The sequence below is a fragment of the Corynebacterium lujinxingii genome (assembly GCF_014490555.1).
Classification (GTDB): domain Bacteria; phylum Actinomycetota; class Actinomycetes; order Mycobacteriales; family Mycobacteriaceae; genus Corynebacterium; species Corynebacterium lujinxingii.
The window spans coordinates 1319807-1338849 of the sequence record NZ_CP061032.1 but is presented as its reverse complement, the minus strand read 5'-3'; the positions used below and the strand labels follow the sequence as shown (position 1 = coordinate 1338849).

19 protein-coding genes and 7 tRNA genes are annotated in these 19043 nt (G+C 64.2%); 19 read left to right on the top strand and 7 right to left on the bottom strand.

The annotated features are described in order from the left end of the window. The 7 genes from IAU68_RS06630 to IAU68_RS06600 form a co-directional block, all read right to left on the bottom strand. The gene (locus IAU68_RS06630; RefSeq protein ID WP_171194093.1) at positions 1 to 681 is read right to left on the bottom strand and encodes a dihydrofolate reductase family protein; all 681 of its coding nucleotides are present in this window, start codon (positions 679 to 681) and stop codon (positions 1 to 3) included. Between the two features lie 43 nt (positions 682 to 724). Then, positions 725 to 797, bottom strand: a tRNA-Gly gene (locus tag IAU68_RS06625). A gap of 20 nt (positions 798 to 817) precedes the next feature. After that, positions 818 to 892, bottom strand: a tRNA-Val gene (locus tag IAU68_RS06620). Positions 893 to 908: 16 nt separating this feature from the next. Then, a tRNA-Cys gene (locus IAU68_RS06615) sits at positions 909 to 982 on the bottom strand. A gap of 42 nt (positions 983 to 1024) precedes the next feature. After that, positions 1025 to 1100, bottom strand: a tRNA-Gly gene (locus tag IAU68_RS06610). Between the two features lie 38 nt (positions 1101 to 1138). Beyond that, positions 1139 to 1210 (bottom strand) — tRNA-Val (locus IAU68_RS06605). An 18-nt stretch (positions 1211 to 1228) separates the two neighbouring features. Beyond that, a tRNA-Gly gene (locus IAU68_RS06600) sits at positions 1229 to 1304 on the bottom strand. A gap of 247 nt (positions 1305 to 1551) precedes the next feature. Here IAU68_RS06600 and IAU68_RS06595 point away from each other — a divergent pair. The 19 genes from IAU68_RS06595 (at position 1552) to IAU68_RS06505 (ending at position 19042) form a co-directional block, all read left to right on the top strand. After that, positions 1552 to 1623: transfer RNA gene (locus tag IAU68_RS06595), tRNA-Val, on the top strand. 143 nt (positions 1624 to 1766) lie between these two features. Continuing rightward, positions 1767 to 2354, top strand: a complete 588-nt coding sequence (locus IAU68_RS06590) for a copper resistance CopC family protein (protein ID WP_171194092.1) — start codon at positions 1767 to 1769, stop codon at positions 2352 to 2354. Positions 2355 to 2363: 9 nt separating this feature from the next. Further along, a complete protein-coding gene (locus tag IAU68_RS06585) occupies positions 2364 to 2927 on the top strand; it encodes a copper chaperone PCu(A)C (RefSeq protein ID WP_171194091.1) in 564 nt (187 codons plus the stop codon). Positions 2928 to 2941: 14 nt separating this feature from the next. Further along, positions 2942 to 4165 (top strand): Dyp-type peroxidase, encoded by a 1224-nt coding sequence (locus IAU68_RS06580; protein ID WP_171194090.1) that lies wholly within the window; start codon positions 2942 to 2944, stop codon positions 4163 to 4165. Between the two features lie 100 nt (positions 4166 to 4265). Continuing rightward, positions 4266 to 6332, top strand: a complete 2067-nt coding sequence (thrS, locus tag IAU68_RS06575; protein WP_171194089.1) for a threonine--tRNA ligase — start codon at positions 4266 to 4268, stop codon at positions 6330 to 6332. Next, entirely contained in the window at positions 6313 to 6897 is a 585-nt protein-coding gene (locus IAU68_RS06570; protein WP_171194088.1) for an HIT family protein, read from the top strand. The genes thrS and IAU68_RS06570 overlap by 20 nt, the downstream gene beginning before the upstream one ends. Continuing rightward, on the top strand, positions 6890 to 7525 hold the full coding sequence (gene pgsA, locus IAU68_RS06565) for a phosphatidylinositol phosphate synthase (RefSeq protein ID WP_171194087.1): 636 nt from the start codon (positions 6890 to 6892) through the stop codon (positions 7523 to 7525). Before IAU68_RS06570 ends, pgsA begins: the two co-directional genes overlap by 8 nt. Then, positions 7526 to 8467 (top strand): phosphatidylinositol mannoside acyltransferase, encoded by a 942-nt coding sequence (locus IAU68_RS06560; protein WP_171194086.1) that lies wholly within the window; start codon positions 7526 to 7528, stop codon positions 8465 to 8467. Between the two features lie 2 nt (positions 8468 to 8469). Continuing rightward, positions 8470 to 9549: a glycosyltransferase family 4 protein gene (locus IAU68_RS06555; protein ID WP_171194085.1), complete on the top strand. Its 1080-nt coding sequence runs from the start codon at positions 8470 to 8472 to the stop codon at positions 9547 to 9549. A gap of 5 nt (positions 9550 to 9554) precedes the next feature. Then, positions 9555 to 10016: a LemA family protein gene (locus IAU68_RS06550; RefSeq protein WP_171194156.1), complete on the top strand. Its 462-nt coding sequence runs from the start codon at positions 9555 to 9557 to the stop codon at positions 10014 to 10016. Positions 10017 to 10087: 71 nt separating this feature from the next. Continuing rightward, positions 10088 to 10840, top strand: coding sequence for a YebC/PmpR family DNA-binding transcriptional regulator (locus IAU68_RS06545; RefSeq protein WP_171194084.1), 753 nt, complete (start codon positions 10088 to 10090; stop codon positions 10838 to 10840). Between the two features lie 95 nt (positions 10841 to 10935). Next, on the top strand, positions 10936 to 11469 hold the full coding sequence (gene ruvC, locus IAU68_RS06540; protein ID WP_171194083.1) for a crossover junction endodeoxyribonuclease RuvC: 534 nt from the start codon (positions 10936 to 10938) through the stop codon (positions 11467 to 11469). Then, positions 11466 to 12080: a Holliday junction branch migration protein RuvA gene (ruvA, locus tag IAU68_RS06535; protein ID WP_171194082.1), complete on the top strand. Its 615-nt coding sequence runs from the start codon at positions 11466 to 11468 to the stop codon at positions 12078 to 12080. The genes ruvC and ruvA overlap by 4 nt, the downstream gene beginning before the upstream one ends. Before the next feature lie 10 nt (positions 12081 to 12090). Further along, positions 12091 to 13167, top strand: coding sequence for a Holliday junction branch migration DNA helicase RuvB (gene ruvB / locus IAU68_RS06530; protein WP_171194081.1), 1077 nt, complete (start codon positions 12091 to 12093; stop codon positions 13165 to 13167). Between the two features lie 69 nt (positions 13168 to 13236). Next, on the top strand, positions 13237 to 13524 hold the full coding sequence (locus IAU68_RS06525; RefSeq protein ID WP_231698983.1) for a preprotein translocase subunit YajC: 288 nt from the start codon (positions 13237 to 13239) through the stop codon (positions 13522 to 13524). 157 nt (positions 13525 to 13681) lie between these two features. Further along, positions 13682 to 15625 (top strand): protein translocase subunit SecD, encoded by a 1944-nt coding sequence (secD, locus tag IAU68_RS06520; RefSeq protein ID WP_171194079.1) that lies wholly within the window; start codon positions 13682 to 13684, stop codon positions 15623 to 15625. Positions 15626 to 15627: 2 nt separating this feature from the next. Further along, positions 15628 to 16800, top strand: coding sequence for a protein translocase subunit SecF (gene secF, locus IAU68_RS06515; protein WP_171194078.1), 1173 nt, complete (start codon positions 15628 to 15630; stop codon positions 16798 to 16800). A gap of 20 nt (positions 16801 to 16820) precedes the next feature. Next, positions 16821 to 18416, top strand: coding sequence for an ABC transporter substrate-binding protein (locus IAU68_RS06510; RefSeq protein ID WP_171194077.1), 1596 nt, complete (start codon positions 16821 to 16823; stop codon positions 18414 to 18416). A gap of 47 nt (positions 18417 to 18463) precedes the next feature. Beyond that, on the top strand, positions 18464 to 19042 hold the full coding sequence (locus IAU68_RS06505) for an adenine phosphoribosyltransferase (RefSeq protein WP_171194076.1): 579 nt from the start codon (positions 18464 to 18466) through the stop codon (positions 19040 to 19042). The last annotated feature ends 1 nt before the right edge of the window (position 19043 follow it).

Below are 19043 nucleotides of genomic sequence, written 5' to 3'. Positions count from 1 at the left end.
CTAGTGCTCGCTGCGATCTCCCGCTCGCCGGTACCGTAAAAACAGTGTGCCGTCGTCCGTGGCGTGGGTGCCTTCGAGCGCGTATCGACGAGCGAACTCGGCCTGTTGTGCAATTGCCGGCAGCCCCCACGTGCTGTCGTCGCTGCTCACTGTCGGGTCGAGGGTGAGGTGGATGACGTCGAGGAGGTCGGCGCCGATCATGGCTGCGTACACGCTCGGGCCGCCTTCGCACGCGATGCGGTGGAAGCCCTCCGAGCGCAAGGCATTGACCGCTTCGCCGAGTGAGCCTGTGCCGGTGCTGACGAACCGGGCTCCGGCCTGCTCGAGGGCGCGGCGGCGGTCGGCGAGGGAGTCGTCGATAAGCGATGGCTCGGGGCAGGCGACGATCACTTCGCGTCCGCCGAACACACCCAGGGACGTCGACAGGTCAAGGGAGCGCGACAAGATGGCAAGTGGCGTGTCTGCGGGACCGTAGTCTTCCGCTGTGACGGTGCTGGCGGAGACCAGCACGACATCCGCCCACGCGCGCAGCGATTGCAGAAGTTCCGAGTCGAGGTCGTTGCCGAGAGCACCGGACGAGCCGCCCCGGCCGAGTGCGCCGAACAGCGTCATCACCATTGCGGCGCGGGTCTCCGGGGTAGATGGGTCGAGAGTGGTGCCGAGGAGATCGTGAGCGTCCATGGAAACGAGAATAACCCCGGCAAGACGACCGGGGTTTGTGTAGAGCGGATGACGAGACTCGAACTCGCGACCCTCACCTTGGCAAGGTGATGCGCTACCAACTGCGCTACATCCGCAGGAATCCGATGACGGATCCTGGTGCGCGATACTGGGATCGAACCAGTGACCCCTACCGTGTCGAGGTAGTGCTCTACCGCTGAGCTAATCGCGCAAGGCTGGTGACAGCTTGGAGGTGGATACGGGAATCGAACCCGTGTACACGGTTTTGCAGACCGTTGCCTAACCACTCGACCAATCCACCGTGGAGTTACCTCCAAAAGTATTCGGCATACTCCGAAGTACTTGGAGCGGATGACGAGACTCGAACTCGCGACCCTCACCTTGGCAAGGTGATGCGCTACCAACTGCGCTACATCCGCATTTTCGATATTCAGTTGAAGAGGGTATGGACCCTCTGTGCGCGATACTGGGATCGAACCAGTGACCCCTACCGTGTCGAGGTAGTGCTCTACCGCTGAGCTAATCGCGCCCACGTTCCTTGTGGAACTGGAGCGGATGACGAGACTCGAACTCGCGACCCTCACCTTGGCAAGGTGATGCGCTACCAACTGCGCTACATCCGCACGCTCTCCTGCGCTATCTGCGCCGAGTGCGAGAACAAACTTTATCCTTAGACCGCGCAGGGTTCCAAATCGGCTGTTCACAGGGTTTGCGGGCCAGCCGGTGGCGGATTGCGCGCGTGTGATTCTTCATGTTCGAAGTGGCCGTTCCAACGGGACCCGCTTTCTCGAGTAGAAATTGCAGCGTGCGATGTGGTTTACCTGGCGATTCGTTCCTGGCGCTGGGCGCGTGTAATCTAGCAATCCGTTCGGTCCTATGGCTCAGTGGAAGAGCGTTCCGTTCACACCGGAAAGGTCGCTGGTTCGATCCCAGCTAGGACCACAAATGAGAACCGCCAGGCAACTGGCGGTTTTTCTTTTCGCGCCATTTCCGGCATCGCGCCTGAGGGAACTAACGTTGCTCCCGATACGACTACTGCATCTAGGTGCCCCAAGGCACAGAATGTTTCACGTAAGGAGGGCGTCATGTTCAACTCGGGTAAGGGGCAGCGAGGGGCTGCGGTGGCCGCTGTGGCAGCCACAGCGGCGATGGTTACCGCTGCTCCCGCGTTCGCGCACGATTCGGTCATTGGGGCGACTCCGGAGGATGGTTCCGTGGTCCAGGAGTTCCCGGACACGATCGAGCTCGAATTTTCCGGTGAGATCCAGGACGGTTTCAACACTGTTGCGATCACGCGCGACCGGGTAGGCGACCCCGACTTGGTGTACAGCGGTGAGCCGCGGATCGACGGGCGCGACGTGATCCTGGAGATCCCCGCCGATGTGGAGGCTGAACCCGGCGACTACAAGGTGGGTTTCCAGATCATCTCCTCCGACGGCCACGCCACGAAGGGGATGACGGCGTTCACTTACGATCCGGATGGATCCGCGCAAAACGCGGCGAGCGACGATTCGCAACCTGCTAACGAGGAAGCAGCTGATGCGGAAGAATCCAAGTTCTGGAGTTATTTCGCGCTGGCTGCCGTCGTCGTTGTTGTGTCGTTGCTGGCGCTGTTGTTCGCCCGCAGCCGTCAAAGGCGAGAAGCGAATTCCGCCGGAACCGGCGAAAACTAGAGGAAAACCATGAAATACAGCGTAATTGTCGCAACGTGTATCTCGTCGCTGCTGCTTGTCGCCTGCGGTTCCGAAGCCGAACAAACCTCGCCGAGCTCATCTACGACCGAGCACACAGCCGAGGTGTCTTCCGATTCCGATCAGGCGGTGGTGCTTGACCGAGGCGCAGTGCGTGCCAAAGCTGGCGAAGGCGAGCCGGACGGGAACGACATGACGTCTATTTTTGGCACGCTGCGCAACACCACGGATCAGGATCTACACGTCGTCGGGTTCACCACGTCGCTCGGTGACGCGAGCTACGAGATCCACGAGGTTGTCGACGGTGTGATGCGCCAAAAGCAGGGTGGTTTCGACATCCCCGCAGGCGGCACCCACGAGCTCGCTCCGGGTGGCGACCACTTCATGATCATGGAGTACGCGGACAAGATCCCCGCAGGCTCGGCAATCGATGTCACACTGCTTCTCGACGATGGCACGACCTCGGTCGTCCCCGACGTCGCAGTGCGCACGATGCTGCCGGGCGATGAGGGCTACGGCGACGACGGCCAGGTGCAGGATCACAGCCAGCACTAGAAGGAGCGATTGCAATGGGTGAGCCGCGTCGCGGCGGGATGTCCCGGAGGGTGTTTTTGGCCGGGGCGGGGGTGGCGTCGTCAAGCGTGGCGCTCGCCGCCTGCAGCCGTGAGGGGGAGGGATTTTCCGAGGTCGCATCGCTGACCACAGCGACGCTGGCGTTCGACGGCGAGCGCCAAGCCGGGATCGCGACTCCGACGCAGGCGAACCTGAACCTCGTCGGGTTCAACCTCAAAGACGGCGTTACCGCAGATGGGATCCGCAACCTGATGCAGCTGTGGACCGAGGATGCCCGTGAACTCGCCGCCGGCCGTAACCCGCTGTCCAGCCTGGAACCAGAGATGGTGGAACGCCCCGCCAACCTCACGATCACATGCGGGTTCGGCGAGCGCGTCTTCGACATCGCAGCATCGGGCGCGAAACCTCAGTGGCTGCACGACATTCCTGACATGCCGCGCGAGCAACTTTCCGACGATTGGGCGCAAACCGACCTCGTGCTGCAGATCTGCTCCGACGACGCCGTCGTGTGCGCATGGGCGATGCGGCATATGACCCGCGCCGGCATGGACTACGTCCGTACGGCGTGGGTACAGCAAGGTTTCATGAACGCCTACGGCTCGATTCCAGAGGGACACACCCCGCGCAACCTGTTCGGCCAAGTCGACGGAACGGTCAACCCGCGCTCGGACGACGAGTTTGCCGATCAGGTCTTCACCGACGACGGTTCATCCTCGCTTGTGGTGCGACGCATCGCGATGGACTTGGACGATTGGGAGCGCCTGGACCGCACCTCCCGGGAGGAGGCAGTCGGGCGCAGGCTGTCCGACGGTGCGCCGCTGACCGGGGACAACGAATTCGACGCGCCGGATTTAGACGCGCGCGACGAGTACGGGTTGCCCGTGATCGACATGAACTCCCACATGGCGCGCGCGATGCCGCCTGCCGACCACCCGGGGCAGAAGTTTTTGCGCCGCCCGTACAACTACAACTTGCCCCCGGAGCCGGGATCGGAGCAGCTCTCGAACGCGGGCTTGGTGTTCCTCGCGTACCAGAAGGATCCGGACGTTCAGTTCACGCCAGTGCTACGCCGCCTGCTCGAGGCGGACCGGCTCAACGAGTGGACAACGCACATCGGCTCGGCGGTGTACTGGATCCCGCCGGGCACGGCCGACCCCGGCAGCGGGGAAGCACGCGACGCCTTTTGGGGCGAGACCGTGCTTTCGCGCGGGCGGGGGTAGAATCCCTGGCGTCCGGCGCGCGCCAGCGCCGTCGGGACAGTGAACAGCACGATGGGATGCGTCCAGGTATGCCGCAGCCCAATGAAGCGCAAAGGAGCGCATGACAGATATGTCAATCGAAGCAGCAGTCGAGTTCGCACCGTTCGAGGTTCCCGCCGGTACCGCCGTGGGCGCCGCCATGCGGGAGCTGAACCTGCCGAACAAGGGCGACAACGCCATTGTCTGTGTCCAAAATGCAAGCGGAGAACTGAAGGATCTTTCGCACGTGCCGGAGGAAGCCGCCACGTTCACTCCTGTCCCGGCAAACACGGAGCTCGGTCGCTCGGTCATCCGCCACTCGTGCGCGCACGTGCTCGCCCAGGCCGTCCAGGCTGAATTTCCGGGCACCAAGCTGGGCATCGGCCCGGCGATCGAGGACGGTTTCTACTACGACTTCGACGTCGCAGAGCCGTTTACTCCCGAGGATCTGAAGACGCTGGAAAAGCGGATGAAGAAAATCATCAAGCAGGGCCAGAAGTTCGTCCGCGGCGTCTACGCTTCGCAGGAAGAAGCTGCCGAGGATCTTAAGGACGAGCCGTACAAGCTCGAGCTGATCAACGACAAGGGCAACGTCGACCCGAACTCGGATGAGGCAACCGAAGTCGGCGCAGGCGAGCTAACCCATTACGACAACGTCAACCCGCGCACGGGTGAGGTGGAGTGGCACGATCTGTGCCGTGGCCCGCACGTGCCGACGACGAAGTACCTCCCGGCGTTCTCTCTGACCCGCTCGTCGGCCGCGTACTGGCGCGGCGACCAGAACAACGCGGGCCTGCAGCGTGTGTACGGCACCGCGTGGGAGTCGAAGGAAAAGCTCGACCAGTACCTCACCATGCTCGAGGAAGCCGAAAAGCGTGACCACCGTCGCCTGGGCAACGAGCTGGATCTGTTCTCCTTCCCGGACGAGGTCGGTTCGGGCCTGCCGGTGTTCCACCCGGACGGCGGCATCGTTCGCATGACCATGGAGCAGCACTCGCGAGAGCGCCACGTCGCGGCCGGCTACTCCTTTGTCAATACTCCGCACTTGACCAAGGGTGACTTGTTTAAGAAGTCGGGCCACTTGGACTGGTACGCCGACGGCATGTTCCCGCCGATGAAGCTCGACGGTGAGGTTGACGACGAGGGCAACGTGACCAAGCAGCCGGTGGATTACTACGCCAAGCCGATGAACTGCCCGATGCACAACCTCATTTTCGATTCTCGCGGGCGTTCCTACCGTGAGCTGCCGCTTCGCCTGTTCGAGTTCGGCACCGTCTACCGCTACGAGAAGTCCGGCGTGGTCCACGGACTGACCCGCGCCCGCGGCTTCACACAGGACGACGCCCACATCTACTGCACCGAAGAGCAGTTGGAAGAAGAGCTGACCAGCGTCCTCGAGTTCATCATCTCGCTGCTGCAGGATTACGGTCTCGACGACTTCTACCTGGAGCTATCCACCAAGGACCCGAACAAGTACATCGGCGACGACGAGATCTGGGAGCGCTCCACCAGCATCCTCGAGTCCGTGGCGAAGAAGTCCGGCCTCGAGCTGGTGCCGGACCCGGCCGGTGCCGCGTTCTACGGACCGAAGATTTCCGTGCAGGCACGCGACGCGATCGGCCGCACCTGGCAGATGTCCACCGTGCAGCTGGACTTCAACCTGCCGGAGCGTTTCGATCTGACCTACACCGCTTCCGACGGCCAGAAGAAGCGCCCGGTGATGATCCACCGCGCACTGTTCGGCTCGATCGAGCGCTTCTTTGGTGTGCTGCTCGAGCATTATGCGGGCGCGTTCCCGGCATGGCTGGCACCGCACCAGGTCGTCGGCATTCCGGTGGCGGACGCGTTCGCCGATCACTTGGACGGTGTCGTCGCAAAGCTGCGCGAGCATGGCGTGCGTGCAGAGGTGGACCACTCCGACGACCGCATGCAGAAGAAGATCCGCACCCACACCACCGGTAAGGTGCCGTTCATGCTGCTCGCTGGCGAGCGCGACGTCGAGGCCGGCGCAGTATCGTTCCGCTTCCTCGACGGCACCCAGATCAACGGTGTCCCGGTCGACGAGGCAGTGAGCATCATCACCGAGTGGGTGAACGCGAAGCGCAACGAGCAGCCGAGCGAGGACAACGTTGCAGCCCAGCGACAGTAGCCGCGGTAACGCCTACACCGACACTGGTGTGGGCGATCCGGACCGGCTTGCCCGGCTGTGGGCGCCGTACCGTTCGAGTTATATCGCGTCGGCGCCGCGGTCGTCGCAAAGCAATGATCCCTTCCTCGAGATCCCCAAGATGAGCGACGAGGACGGCCTCATCATCGCGCGCGGCGAGCGCGTGTACGCGGTGCTGAACTTGTACCCGTACAACGCGGGCCACCTCATGGTGGTGCCGTACCGCAAAGTCGCGGAGCTCGAGGCGCTTGACGACGACGAAACTGCCGAGCTGATGGCGTTTGCGAAGCACGCGGTGAAGACGCTGAAGACCGTTTCCAAGCCGGAGGCGATCAACGTCGGGTTGAACCTGGGCAAGGCGTCCGGCGGCTCGGTGGGCGATCACCTGCATCTGCACGTGGTTCCGCGTTGGGCGGGCGATTCGAACTTCATGACAGTACTGTCGGGTACGAAAGTACTTCCGCAGCTGCTGCGCGAGACAAGGCAGTTGCTGGCGGAAGGCTGGCGTGAAGTGGAGCAACGCGAAAGGGGTCAAGCGGATGCTTAGCGTACACGGGCGCAAACCCGCCGCGGTCGTCGTGGAGCCTGTGGCAAAGGGCCTACTCGGGATCGGTCTGACTCCTAACCTGACCACGCTGATCGGCACGTTCGCCACCATGACCGCGATGGTGGTGCTGATCCCGACTGGCCACCTCGTCGCCGCGGCGGTGCTGAGTACCGTCTTCGCCGCGTTCGACATGGTCGACGGCACCATGGCCAGGTTGCGCGGCGGCGGCACAGCATTCGGCGCGACGCTGGACGCCAGCTGCGACAGGCTTACCGACGGCGCACTGTTCGGAGCCATCGCGATGTGGCTGGTGTACGTGGAAAACGCCCCGGCCGTTCACGTGGCGGCGTGCCTGGCAGTGCTCGTTCTGTCCCAGACAATCAGCTACATCAAGGCGCGGGCTGAAGCCGGCGGGCTGAAGGTCATCGGCGGGCTCATCGAACGCCCGGAACGACTTATTCTGGCGCTCGGCGGCCTCGCACTCGAGGGCTTCGGCGTGCATAACGCCGTGGTGGTCTCCATCTGGATTCTGCTTGTGGGATCACTGTTCACCGTCGTGCAACGCCTCGTGTTCGCCGCGCGCGACGGTGGTGCCGACAGCAAAATCGCGCCGCCAGCGGGAGCGTAAATGCCGGGGGCGGCAGAGCGGCTCGCCGCGGCGGGCTACATCGCGGGTTGGAAGGTCGTCGGCGCGCTGCCTGCCCGTCTGACACGCCGCGCCGCGGACATCGGCGCCGATCTGGTGTCCGACGACGGTGCGGGAATGGACATGCTGCGCCGCAACCTCGCCCGCGTGGTCGGGCAAGAGAATGTGACCCGGCAGCTGGTGCGCGACAGTATGCGCTCCTATGCCCGGTACTGGCTCGAGGCCTTCCAGCTGCCACGGTTGGCGGGGCGTGCGGATTTGGACGAAAAGCTTACGGCCGGGCTCAAGGGGCGCGAGCACCTAGAGGCATCGGTTAATTCAGGTCGGGGCGTGGTGCTCACCCTGCCGCATTCCGGCAACTGGGACATGGCGGGCATGTGGCTGGTGAACCACTACGGGGGGTTTACCACAGTCGCTGAGCGGCTCAAGCCGGAGGCGCTTTACAACGCGTTTGTGGACTACCGGGAATCTCTGGGCTTTGAAGTACTCGCGCTTACAGGGGAGCGCACCGCGCCATACCAGCGGCTGAAGACGGTGCTCGAGGCAGGCGGCATCGTCTGCTTAATGGGGGAGCGCGACCTGGGCAGGCGCGGTGTCCCCGTGCAGTTTTTCGGTGAGGGCACCACCTTCCCGGCGGGTCCGGCGAAACTCGCGCTGGAGACCGGCGCGCAACTGCACACCGTGCACACGTGGTTCACCGGGACCCGCAGCAACCCGGGCTGGGGGATGAGTGTGTCGCCCGCGATGGAGGTGACCACGCTGGAGGCGACCGTGCAGCGCATCGCCGACGGCTTCGCTGACGCCATCCAGGCGCACCCGGCAGACTGGCACATGTTGCAGCCGCTGTGGCCGGCGGACGTTCCTGCGCGGGGGCGTCGCTGGGCGCTGGACAACCGGAAGCGCGGCGCAATGGGGGAGCGGTAGCGGTGCGCGTCGGGTTGGTGTGCTCGTACTCGTTCGACGAGCCCGGTGGCGTGCAGGCGCACGTGCTGGATTTAGCCGCGCAGCTGCGGAAGATGGGGCACCACAGCGAGGTGCTCGGTCCGGCGTCCGAGGCGACACCGCTGCCGGCGTGGGTGACCCGGGGCGGACCGGCGGTGCCGATTCCCTACAACGGGTCGGTGGCCCGCTTATCGTTCGGGCCGCGGGTGTGGCGGACGACGAAACAGTTTCTAGAGCAGGGCGAGTTCGACGTCTTGCACGTCCACGAACCAAATTCGCCGGGCTACGCCATGGGGGCGACTCGGATGGCCACCGGCCCGATTGTGGCGACGTATCACACCTCCGCCGAGTCCTCTTACGCGCTGAAGGTGGCGCTGCCTGCGCTGCGCGCGAACTTGGAGAAGATCCGCGCCGGTATCGCGGTCAGTGAGATGGCGTGGAAGTGGCAGGCGGAACAAGTCGGCACCGACCCGGTCATCATCCCCAACGGGGTAGATACGCACCGCTTCGCCCAGGCCCGAGTCCAGCGAAATACGACGAGCGATGTGGAGATTGTCTTCCTCGGACGCCTCGATGAGCCCCGCAAGGGACTCGATGTCTTCCTCGATGCGATTGGCCGCCTGCCCCAACGTCCGCGGGTGACCGTCATCGGGGCCGGCAAGCAGAAGCACGTCGAGGGCGTGCGATTCGTCGGCAAGGCCACCGAAGCGGAAAAGGCCGCGATCCTAGGCCGCTCAGATATTTTCGTCGCGCCGAATCTGGGCGGTGAATCCTTCGGCATCGTGCTCGTCGAGGCAATGGCCGCAGGGTGTGCGGTCGTCGCCAGCGACATCCCCGCGTTCCGTGCAGTCGGTGCCGAGGCGGCGGCGCTGTTTCCGGCGGGCGACGCCTCCGCATTGGCCTTGCAGTTGCAGTTGCTTATCGACGACCCCACGTCCCGCAACAACCTCATCGACCGTGGCACCGATCGCGCCCGGGACTTCGACTGGGAGGTTGTGGCGAAGCGCATCTGCACGGTCTACGAGGCCGTGTCCTACAACGAAAAGGTGGAGGTGCAGCGGTGACAGCGCTGTCGGTCGTGTTGCTGTCGGTTGCACTGGTGAGCGTTGCCATCTCAGGCGGATGGGCCTGGAACACAGCGCAGCGTCTGCACCGGCTGCATATCCGGCTGGACCGTTCCCGCGACGCGCTGCAGGCCGCGCTCGACCGCCGCTGCGCGGTGATCGCCGCGCTGTATCCGGACGTTGTGGCGCAGGCACGCAGCACGGAGACCATCCGGCTGCGACCTTCGGACTTGCGCACCCGGCTGGATGCGGAGGAGGAGCTGGCAAAAGCGGTGAGGGGATCGTCGCAAAGCGACAGCTCCGTGCCGGCGGAGCTGCAGGACGCGACCACGCGGGTCGAACTCGCGCTGCGTTTTTACAACGATGCCGTGACGGACACACTCGCACTGCAATCGCGTCCTGCGGTGCGCGCGCTGCGTCTCGGCGGTACGGCTGCAGTGCCGCGGTACGCCGACGACCACCGGTAGCGGCGAGGTTGAACTGCGCGCGTATACTTGCCGTCTGTTAACCGTCAACCGAGAATTAAAAGGGGTGCTCGATGTCAGGCCACTCAAAGTGGGCAACGACCAAGCACAAGAAGGCTGCGAACGACGCGAAGCGTTCCAAGCTGTGGGCGAAGATGATTAAGGACATCGAGGTCGCGGCCCGTACCGGTGGTGGCGATCCCGCGGCTAACCCGACCCTCGACGACATGATCCGCAAGGCCAAGAAGGCCTCGGTGCCGGGCGACAACATCGAGCGTGCCCGCAAGCGGGGCTCCGGTGAGGAAGCCGGCGGCGCGAACTGGGAGACCGTGATGTACGAGGGCTACGGCAACAACGGTGTGGCCGTGCTCATCGAGTGCTTGACCGACAACCGCAACCGTGCCGCTACCGAGGTGCGTACCGCGATGACGAAGAATGGCGGCAACCTGGGCGAGTCTGGTTCTGTCGGCTACATGTTCGAGCGCACCGGCGTGGTCACGATCAAAAAGGGTGACCTCGGCGAGGACGACGTGCTTATGGCGGTGCTCGACGCTGGCGCTGAAGAGGTCAACGACCTCGGCGAAGAGTTCGAGATCACCTGCAAGCCGACCGATCTGTCGGCTGTGCGCGAGGCGCTTGTCGGCGAAGGCATAGAGATCGAAGACGCCGGTCAGGAGTTCCGCGCTGACGTGCAGGTCGACCTCGATGTGGAGGGCGCGAAGAAGATGATGCGCCTCATCGACGCGCTCGAAGACTCCGACGACGTGCAAAACGTCTACACCAACATGAATCTCTCGGACGAGGTCGCAGCCCAGCTCGACGACTAGGCGTTTGCTTGACCACGACGCGCTTCCTGCGTGGAAGCGCGTCTTTTTCGTGACCTGTGGTAGAACATATGTGTCAAGAACGAAGGAGTGGTCGTGTGAATCTCGAAGGGCTGCGGGTGATGGGCATCGACCCGGGATTGACTCGGTGCGGCCTGTCCGTTGTGCAAGCCGGTCGGGGCAGGCAGATCATCCCGGTGGCCGTTGGTGTGGTGCGTACCCCGTCGACTGCGGAACTTTCCGAGCGTCTCTTGCGCATCTCTCGCGCGGTGGGCGAGTGGATGGACGACTACAAGCCGGACGTGGTGGCCATGGAGCGCATCTTCGAACGTGGCAATGTCTCCACGGTGATGCACACAGCCCACGCGGTAGGCGTGATGGTGCTCGCGGCGGCGGAGCGCGACATCCCGGTGCACATGTACACCCCGTCCGAGGTAAAGAAAGCGATTTCCGGCAACGGCCGTGCCGATAAGAAGCAAATGACAGCGATGATCACGCGCATCCTCGGGTTGAGTGAGGCGCCGAAGCCGGCCGACGCCGCGGATGCGCTCGCGATTGCGGTGTGCCACTGCTGGCGTGCGCCGCTGATCGCACGGACGAACCAACTGACAGCAAAGGCGGCAGCGCAATGATCGACTCCTTACACGGAGAAGTCCTCTCCATCGGCCTCGACCACGCGGTTATCGAGTGCGCTGGGGTGGGCTACCGGTTTCTCGCCACGCCGCAAACCCTCGCCACGCTCACCCGAGGGGAGAACCGTCGGGTGATGACCGCCATGGTGGTCAAGGACGACGGCGTGACCTTATACGGCTTCGGTGGGGCGGAAGACCGCGAGATGTTCCACAAGTTGCAGACTGTCACTGGTCTCGGGCCGAAGCTGGCGGTCGCGGCCCTTTCGGTCTTCGACGCCGCCGAGTTGTCCACCCACATCGCTGCCGGCGATGCGAAGAAGATCCAGACGATTCCGGGTGTGGGCAAGAAGATGGCTGAACGTATGGTTCTCGAGCTCAAGGACAAGGTCGAGGCGCCGCTGCCGGACGGCGGAACCGGCGGGGCGGAAGCCGCGTCGCGCGCAGGCGGTGCCTCCTCGTACGCCTCCGAACAGGTTGTTGAAGCACTGGTGGGCCTTGGCTTCCCGGAGCGCAACGCCCGTCCGGTGGTCGAGCAGCTCATCGCGGACGAGCCGGAGCGCGACGCATCGGCGCTGCTGCGCCAGGCGCTGACGCAGCTGGGCAAGAAGTAGACTTGGCGCGATGTCTGACGTGGAAAAGACCGAGTTCGAGCTCCCACAAGGGTTCGCCGCGAATGTGCCGTCGCCAGTGGATGCGCACGCGCAGGCCGACGAGCACGACATCGAACGTTCGCTACGGCCGAAATCTATCGACGAGTTCATCGGCCAGCCGAAGGTGCGCGAACAGTTGAGTCTCGTGCTCACGGGCGCGAAAAACCGTGGCGTGACCCCCGACCACATCTTGTTGTCGGGACCGCCGGGCCTGGGCAAAACGACGATGGCGATGATTGTCGCCCAGGAGTTGGGCACCTCACTGCGCATGACGTCGGGGCCGGCGCTCGAGCGCGCGGGCGATCTTGCGGCGATGCTGTCGAACCTCATGGAGGGCGACGTGCTGTTTATCGACGAGATCCACCGCATCGCGCGGCCCGCCGAAGAGATGCTGTACATGGCGATGGAGGATTTCCGCATCGACGTGATCGTGGGCAAAGGCCCGGGGGCAACCTCCATTCCCCTGGAGATCCCGCCGTTTACGCTCGTTGGTGCAACGACCCGCGCAGGAATGCTCACCGGCCCGCTGCGCGACCGTTTCGGGTTTACGGCCCAGATGGAGTTTTACGGCACCGACGATTTGACCCAGGTGGTCAGCCGCGCGGCCAACATCCTCGGGGTGGGCATTGACGACGACGCCTCGGTGGAGATCGCTTCTCGCTCTCGAGGCACTCCCCGTATCGCGAACCGCCTGCTGCGTCGCGTGCGTGACTGGGCGGATGTGCACGGGGACGGCCGAGTGGACCTGAAGGCGGCGCAGGCCGCCCTCGAGGTATTCGACGTGGACGAGTTGGGCTTGGACCGGTTGGACCGTGCGGTGCTGGATTCCCTTATCCGCGGCCACGGGGGCGGTCCTGTGGGCGTGGGCACGCTCGCCATTGCAGTTGGCGAGGAGCCCGGCACGATCGAAGAAGTCTGCGAGCCGTACTTGGTGCGGGCCGGGCTGATGTCCCGAACCGGGCGCGGTCGCGTGGCCACGGCCGCGGCGTGGGAGCACCTCGGGCTTCAGGCGCCGCCGGATGCGCCGGGGCAGCTCCCGCTGTATTAGACACGCGCACAAACCCGGGCGGGGCAGGGAAGTGGCGCTATGTAAAGATAGGGCCTCATGGAACCGATTTTGCTTATTGTCCTTCTGGCCCTGTTTTTGCTGCCGTCGATCCTGATGATGCGCGGCCAAAAGAAGCGTCAGGCCCAGGTGCAAGAGATGCGCCAATCGATTCAACCTGGCGACAAGATTGTCAACGTCGCCGGCTTTCACGCAACGGTGCTTGAGCACGAGGGCGAGACGATGCTCGTCGAGCTTGCGCCGGGGGTGGCCGTGACTATGGACGCGGCAGGTGTCATGCGCAAGATTGAGCCGGAGCAGCCCCAGGGCCCGGCAGAGACTAATGAGGTACCGAACTAAGGTTTTTCGGGACCAATGGCGTAGCATGTTTGCGTTGTGCCTTCACTGGGGCACTCGTTTCGACGTGTCCGCCGCACCGTTTGCACGGGTGGTCTGGTCATTGCGCCCAGTGCGAGGCGGGAAACCCGAGTCCTAAAAATAAAGAGGAGTCTGCTCAGTGTCTACACGCACTCGGCGATCCGGCGAGGCGAAGTCGAAGCGGCAGTGGCCCGCGAAGGCGCTTGCCCTATTCGCTCTCATCGTCATCGGCGTCTACGCCCTCGTATTTTTCACCGGCACCAAGAACGCCGAGCCGAAGCTGGGCATCGACCTACAGGGCGGCACCCGTGTGACGCTCGTGCCTCAGGGTGAGGAGCCGACTTCGGAACAGCTCGAAGACGCGCGCCGGATCCTGGAAAACCGTGTCAACGGTATGGGCGTTACCGGCGCGTCCGTGGTGGTCGACGGCAACACGATTGTCATCGAGGCCGCCGGCGACGACACGTCCGAGATCCGCAACATCGGCCAGACCTCGCAGCTGTTCTTCCGCCCGGTCCTCGAGCCGCAGGGTGCGGACCCGGCGGCGGCCGACAAGGCAATTTTGGACATGACCAACGAGTGGGTGAAGTACGGCATCTTCACAGAGGCTGAAGGCCAGACGCTGCTCACCCAGTTCGCCACCCGAAAGGCGCAGGCCGAAAAGGACGCGGAAAAGCAGGCGGACGCTGCTCAGGAGGGCGACAACCCCGAGGTGGGCAAGGACGTCGCACCGTCCGAGGAGAACGAGGAGCCCGTCGAGCCGAAGGATGTCCCGCAGTTGAGCGCGAAGCCGCTGCCGGAGCCTAACGGCCCCGTTGAAGCGTCCGAGCGCCGCCAGGAGACGACGGATATGCTGCGCCGCACCCGCCAGTCGACCGACCCGACCCAGCAGTACGCCGCGATGACTCTGATGTCCGCGCGTTGCCTGGGCCAGGTCACCGATCCGCTGGCCGGTTCCGACAAGCAGGACCTCCCGCTGGTTGCGTGTGACCCGTCGACGGGGCAGCCGCTGCTTCTCGACGAAGTGCCACTGCTCGAGGGTGTCACCGATCCGGAAGGCCCGCGCCTGACCGGTGAGCAGATCGACACCGGCCGTGCCATCACCGGCGGTTACAACCCGCAGTCCGGCCAGATGGAGATCAGCTTCGCGTTCAGTCAGTCCGGCGACGTCAACGGCTCCGCTACGTGGGCGAAGATCACCAGCGAGATGCTGCAGAAGCAGATCGCGATCACCCTGGACTCCCAGGTGATCTCCGCTCCGGTTATTCAGGGTCCGACCCCGGTGGGTTCGGCCACCTCGATTACGGGCCAGTTCTCCCAGGAGGAAGCCGAGGGACTTGCGAATAACCTTCGCTACGGCGCACTTCCGCTGTCGTTCGCCGGCGAGAACGGCGAGCCGGGCGGCACCGCGTTGACGGTTCCGCCGTCACTCGGCCAGGCCTCGCTGAAGGCCGGCCTCTACGCGGGGCTGGTCGGCTTCGCGCTCGTCGCCCTGTTTGTCTTCGCGTACTACCGCCTGTTCGGCCTGATCTCGCTGGTGACGCTGGTTGCCGCCGGAGCGCTCGTCTACGGCTCCCTGGTGCTGCTCGGCCGCTGGATCGGCTACTCGCTGGACCTGTCTGGCATCGCCGGTCTGGTCATCGGTATCGGTACGACCGCTGACTCGTTCATCGTCATCTACGAGCGCATCAAGGACGAGGTGCGCAAGGGCAAGACTTTCCGCTCCGCCACCGCGTCCGGCTGGGATCGCGCGAAGGAAACGATCATCACCGGCAACATGGTCACGCTCATCGCCGCGGTGATCATCTACTTCCTGGCTGTTGGCGACGTGAAGGGCTTCGCCTTCACCATGGGCCTGACCACCGTGTTCGACTTGCTGGTGACGTTCCTTGTCACCGCGCCGCTGCTCATTCTTGCGTCCCGCAGCGGTTTTTGGTCCAAGCCGTCTGTCAACGGCATGGGCGCCGCGTTCCGCACCGCGAAGCAGCGGCGCGAGGCGGGCTCGAGCGAAGGCGGCGAGGAAGTCGTCGTCAAGCACACTGCGGACGCGAAGCCCGCGACCACCGCGATTGAGGAGGACTAACCATGTCGAGCACCGTAGCTACGACCGACACCGCTGCTCCGAAGCGCGGCAACGCGCGACGCGACCGCGAGTCGCTATACGACGGCACCGGCGGAATCGACTTCGTCGGACGCCGCAAGATTTGGTACTGCATCACCCTTGCCCTGCTTGTGATCTCGTTGTTGGCCATGCTGCTGCGCGGGTTCAACATGGGCATCGACTTCGAAGGTGGCACGAAGCTCACCATGCCGGCCGGCGAACTCGTCGCCGAGGAAGTCGAGGAAACCTTCGTCGACGCCACCGGCGTCACCCCCGAGCTGACCCAGATCGTCGGTTCTGGCGACTCGCGCATGCTCGAGATCAACTCCGGGCACCTGTCCCAGGAGCAAATCGACGCCGCACGCCAGGCGATTTTCGACGAGTACCAGCCGGAGGATTACAACGGCGAGCCGAGCGCTGACGCGATTGGCGACTCGACGGTTTCCGAGTCGTGGGGCTCCACGATCACCAACCGCATGCTGCTGGCAATGGCCGTGTTCCTGCTCGCCGCGTCGCTGTACGTCGCGGTGCGCCTGCAGCGCGCTATGGCGCTGGCGGCGATGGGAGCGCTCCTGGTCGACGGCGTGATCATCATGGGCATCTACGCCCTGTTCGGCCTCGAAGTCACCCCGGCGATGATCATCGGTCTGCTGACCGTGCTGACCTTCTCGCTCTACGACACCGTCATCGTGTTCGACAAGGTCAAGGAGAACACCTCCGGCGTGCTCGATTCGCGCCGATCCACCTACGGCGAGGAAGCCAACCTCGCTATCAATCAGACGGTGATGCGCTCGATTTCCACCTCGGTCATTTCGGCGCTGCCGATTGTCGCGCTCATGGTTGTCGCGGTGTGGATGCTCGGCGTGGGCACGCTGAAGGACCTTGCGCTCATCCAGCTCATCGGCGTGATCCAGGGTGTGATCTCCTCGCTGTTCTTGGCCACCCCGTTGCTGGTGAGCATTGTCAACCGCAGCACGAAGTACCGCGACCACAACGCAGAGGTTGAGGCGTACCGCAGCCGCGGCGAGACCGACGAGGTCGACGAGGTCGACGAAGCCCCCGTCGTCGAGCAGAAGCGCCAGGTTGCCACCCCGCTGCGCGCTGCCGAGGACTCCACTGCGACGTCGAGCAGCACGTGGCGCCCGGACACCCGCTAGAGTCTCGGTACTGCAACGGCATGAAACGAATCAGGGGATTAGTTGCGGCGCTGACAGCCGCGGCGTTGGCGCTCGCTGGCTGCTCGACGGCGGGTGACGACACAGATGACTCCGAGCGCCTGTTCGGCTACCAGGTGCCGAGCGGCCTGCGCACCACGAACGCAGGCACGCTGAAGGGCTCGACTGATCTGGCGCAGACACTCTCCGGCAGGCTCTATCCCGGCGTGTACGTGCCGGGGCCGAGCGGGCAGATGATCCCAAACACAGACTTGGTTAGTACCCAGGTGCTGCCGGGGGACCAGCGCAAGGTGATTTACACCTTGTCAGACGCCGCGGTGTTTTCTGACGGCACCCCGGTCACCTGCGCGGACTATCTGCTCACGTTTACAGCTGGGCAGTATCCGTCAATGTTCGGCGCGAACATGCCGTTGTTCGGCGATACCGAGGCGCTGTCGTGCACGCCCGGGTCGAAGGAATTTACGCTCACGTTTAAAGAAGACCGCGGCGCGCGCTGGCGTGGTTTGTTCGAGCCGGGCACCGTCCTTCCCGCTCACGCGGTGGCGAAAAAGTTGGGCAAAAGCGTCGACGAGCTTGTCGACGATATGTTGTCCGACGATTTCACCCGCCTGAAACCAGTCGGGGAAGTGTGGCGCAACGGCTTCGACTTGGGCGCGTTCGATCCCGAGCTGCAGGTCTCGTTCGGCCCGTTCAAAATCGAAAGCGTCGGCGATCAAGGCCAAGTCAGACTCGTAGCCAATGAGCATTACTACGGCGATGCGCCCCAAACGCCGGAGATGGTGGTGTGGCCGGGGTCGGCAAACGCCGCTGAGCTGGCCGCCTCGGGCGCGCTGCGCATCGGTGACTTGCGCGACCTGCAGCCCGACTGGCACGACCGCGATGCCGAAGGCAACCGCTTGCAGGTGGAACCTGTCGTCGGCGAGCTCACGGAAATGCTCTCGCTGCCGCAGGTCGGCTTCTGGGCGGATGCCGAGCACCGCAAGGCGTTGTCGCGCTGCGTGAATCCCCGTGCTGTGGCGCAGGCCTCCAGCGAGATTGCGGGCATCGATGTGCCGGTCGCGCCGTTGCACACCGTCCAGCACGCGGACCCCCTGGCGCGCCACATGGAGGATGTGGCGGCACCGCATCTCGATGTCAATATCGAGCAGGCGTCGTCGATACGCGGTGCGACACTGCGAGTCGGCTACTCCTATCCGGACGAACGGTGGGCGGCCATGGTGGGATCGATGAAGCGTTCCTGCGAGCCGGCAGGCATCGACATCATCGACGTCACCGGTGACGGCAAGACGCTCGCCGACCTGCCTCGCGCGGAATACGACGAGTGGCGTAACGAAATACGGACCGAAGGCGAAGCCGACGCCATTTTGCGCGTCGTCGACCCGAAGCGTGAGTTCCCTGCGGCCAATAACCGCGCTCAGGAGCTTTCGGCATTGCGGGCTCAGGAGGAGTTCCTCTGGAAAGAGCTACCCTCGATTCCGCTTGCCGCGCAACCGCGCACATTCGCTATCGACGAATCGGTGCGCAACGTGGTGCCGTACACCGGCCTATCCAGCATCGGCTGGAACATGGACCGCTGGTCGCTCGCCACCGGCAACTAGTTCACTTCTTACACAGCAACTTATCGACCAGGAGACGATCTCAGATCATGTCGCCCACACAGCCGACTACGCCGCTTGGCGGCCAGCCATACGCCACTGCGCTCGAGGCGCTCAAAGACAAGATCCGCCGCGTGCCTGACTTCCCCGAGAAGGGTGTCTTGTTCGAGGACTTGACGCCGGTGCTCGCCGACCCCGCCGCCCTAAACATCGTGATTGCGGAGATGGTGGAGGCGAGCCGCGAATTTGGTGCAGATCTTATCGGTGGTCTCGATGCCCGCGGATTCCTGCTCGGCTCCGCCGTCGCCTATGACATGGGCACCGGCATCCTCGCCATCCGCAAGAAGGGCAAGCTGCCCCCGCCGGTGATCACGCAGGAGTACACCACCGAGTACAGCTCGGCGGCACTCGAAATCCCGGCTAACGGCATCGACATCTCGGGCAAAAGCATCGTGCTTGTCGACGACGTCCTGGCCACGGGTGGCACCCTCGTCGCGGCCCGCGATCTCATCGAGCGCGGCGGCGGCCGGGTAGCCGGGTACGTCGTCGTGCTGGAAGTGCCGGGTCTTGGCGGCCGCGAGAAGTTAGACGGCGCTCCGCTGGTGGTCCTCGGGGAGGAAGCGAACTAGC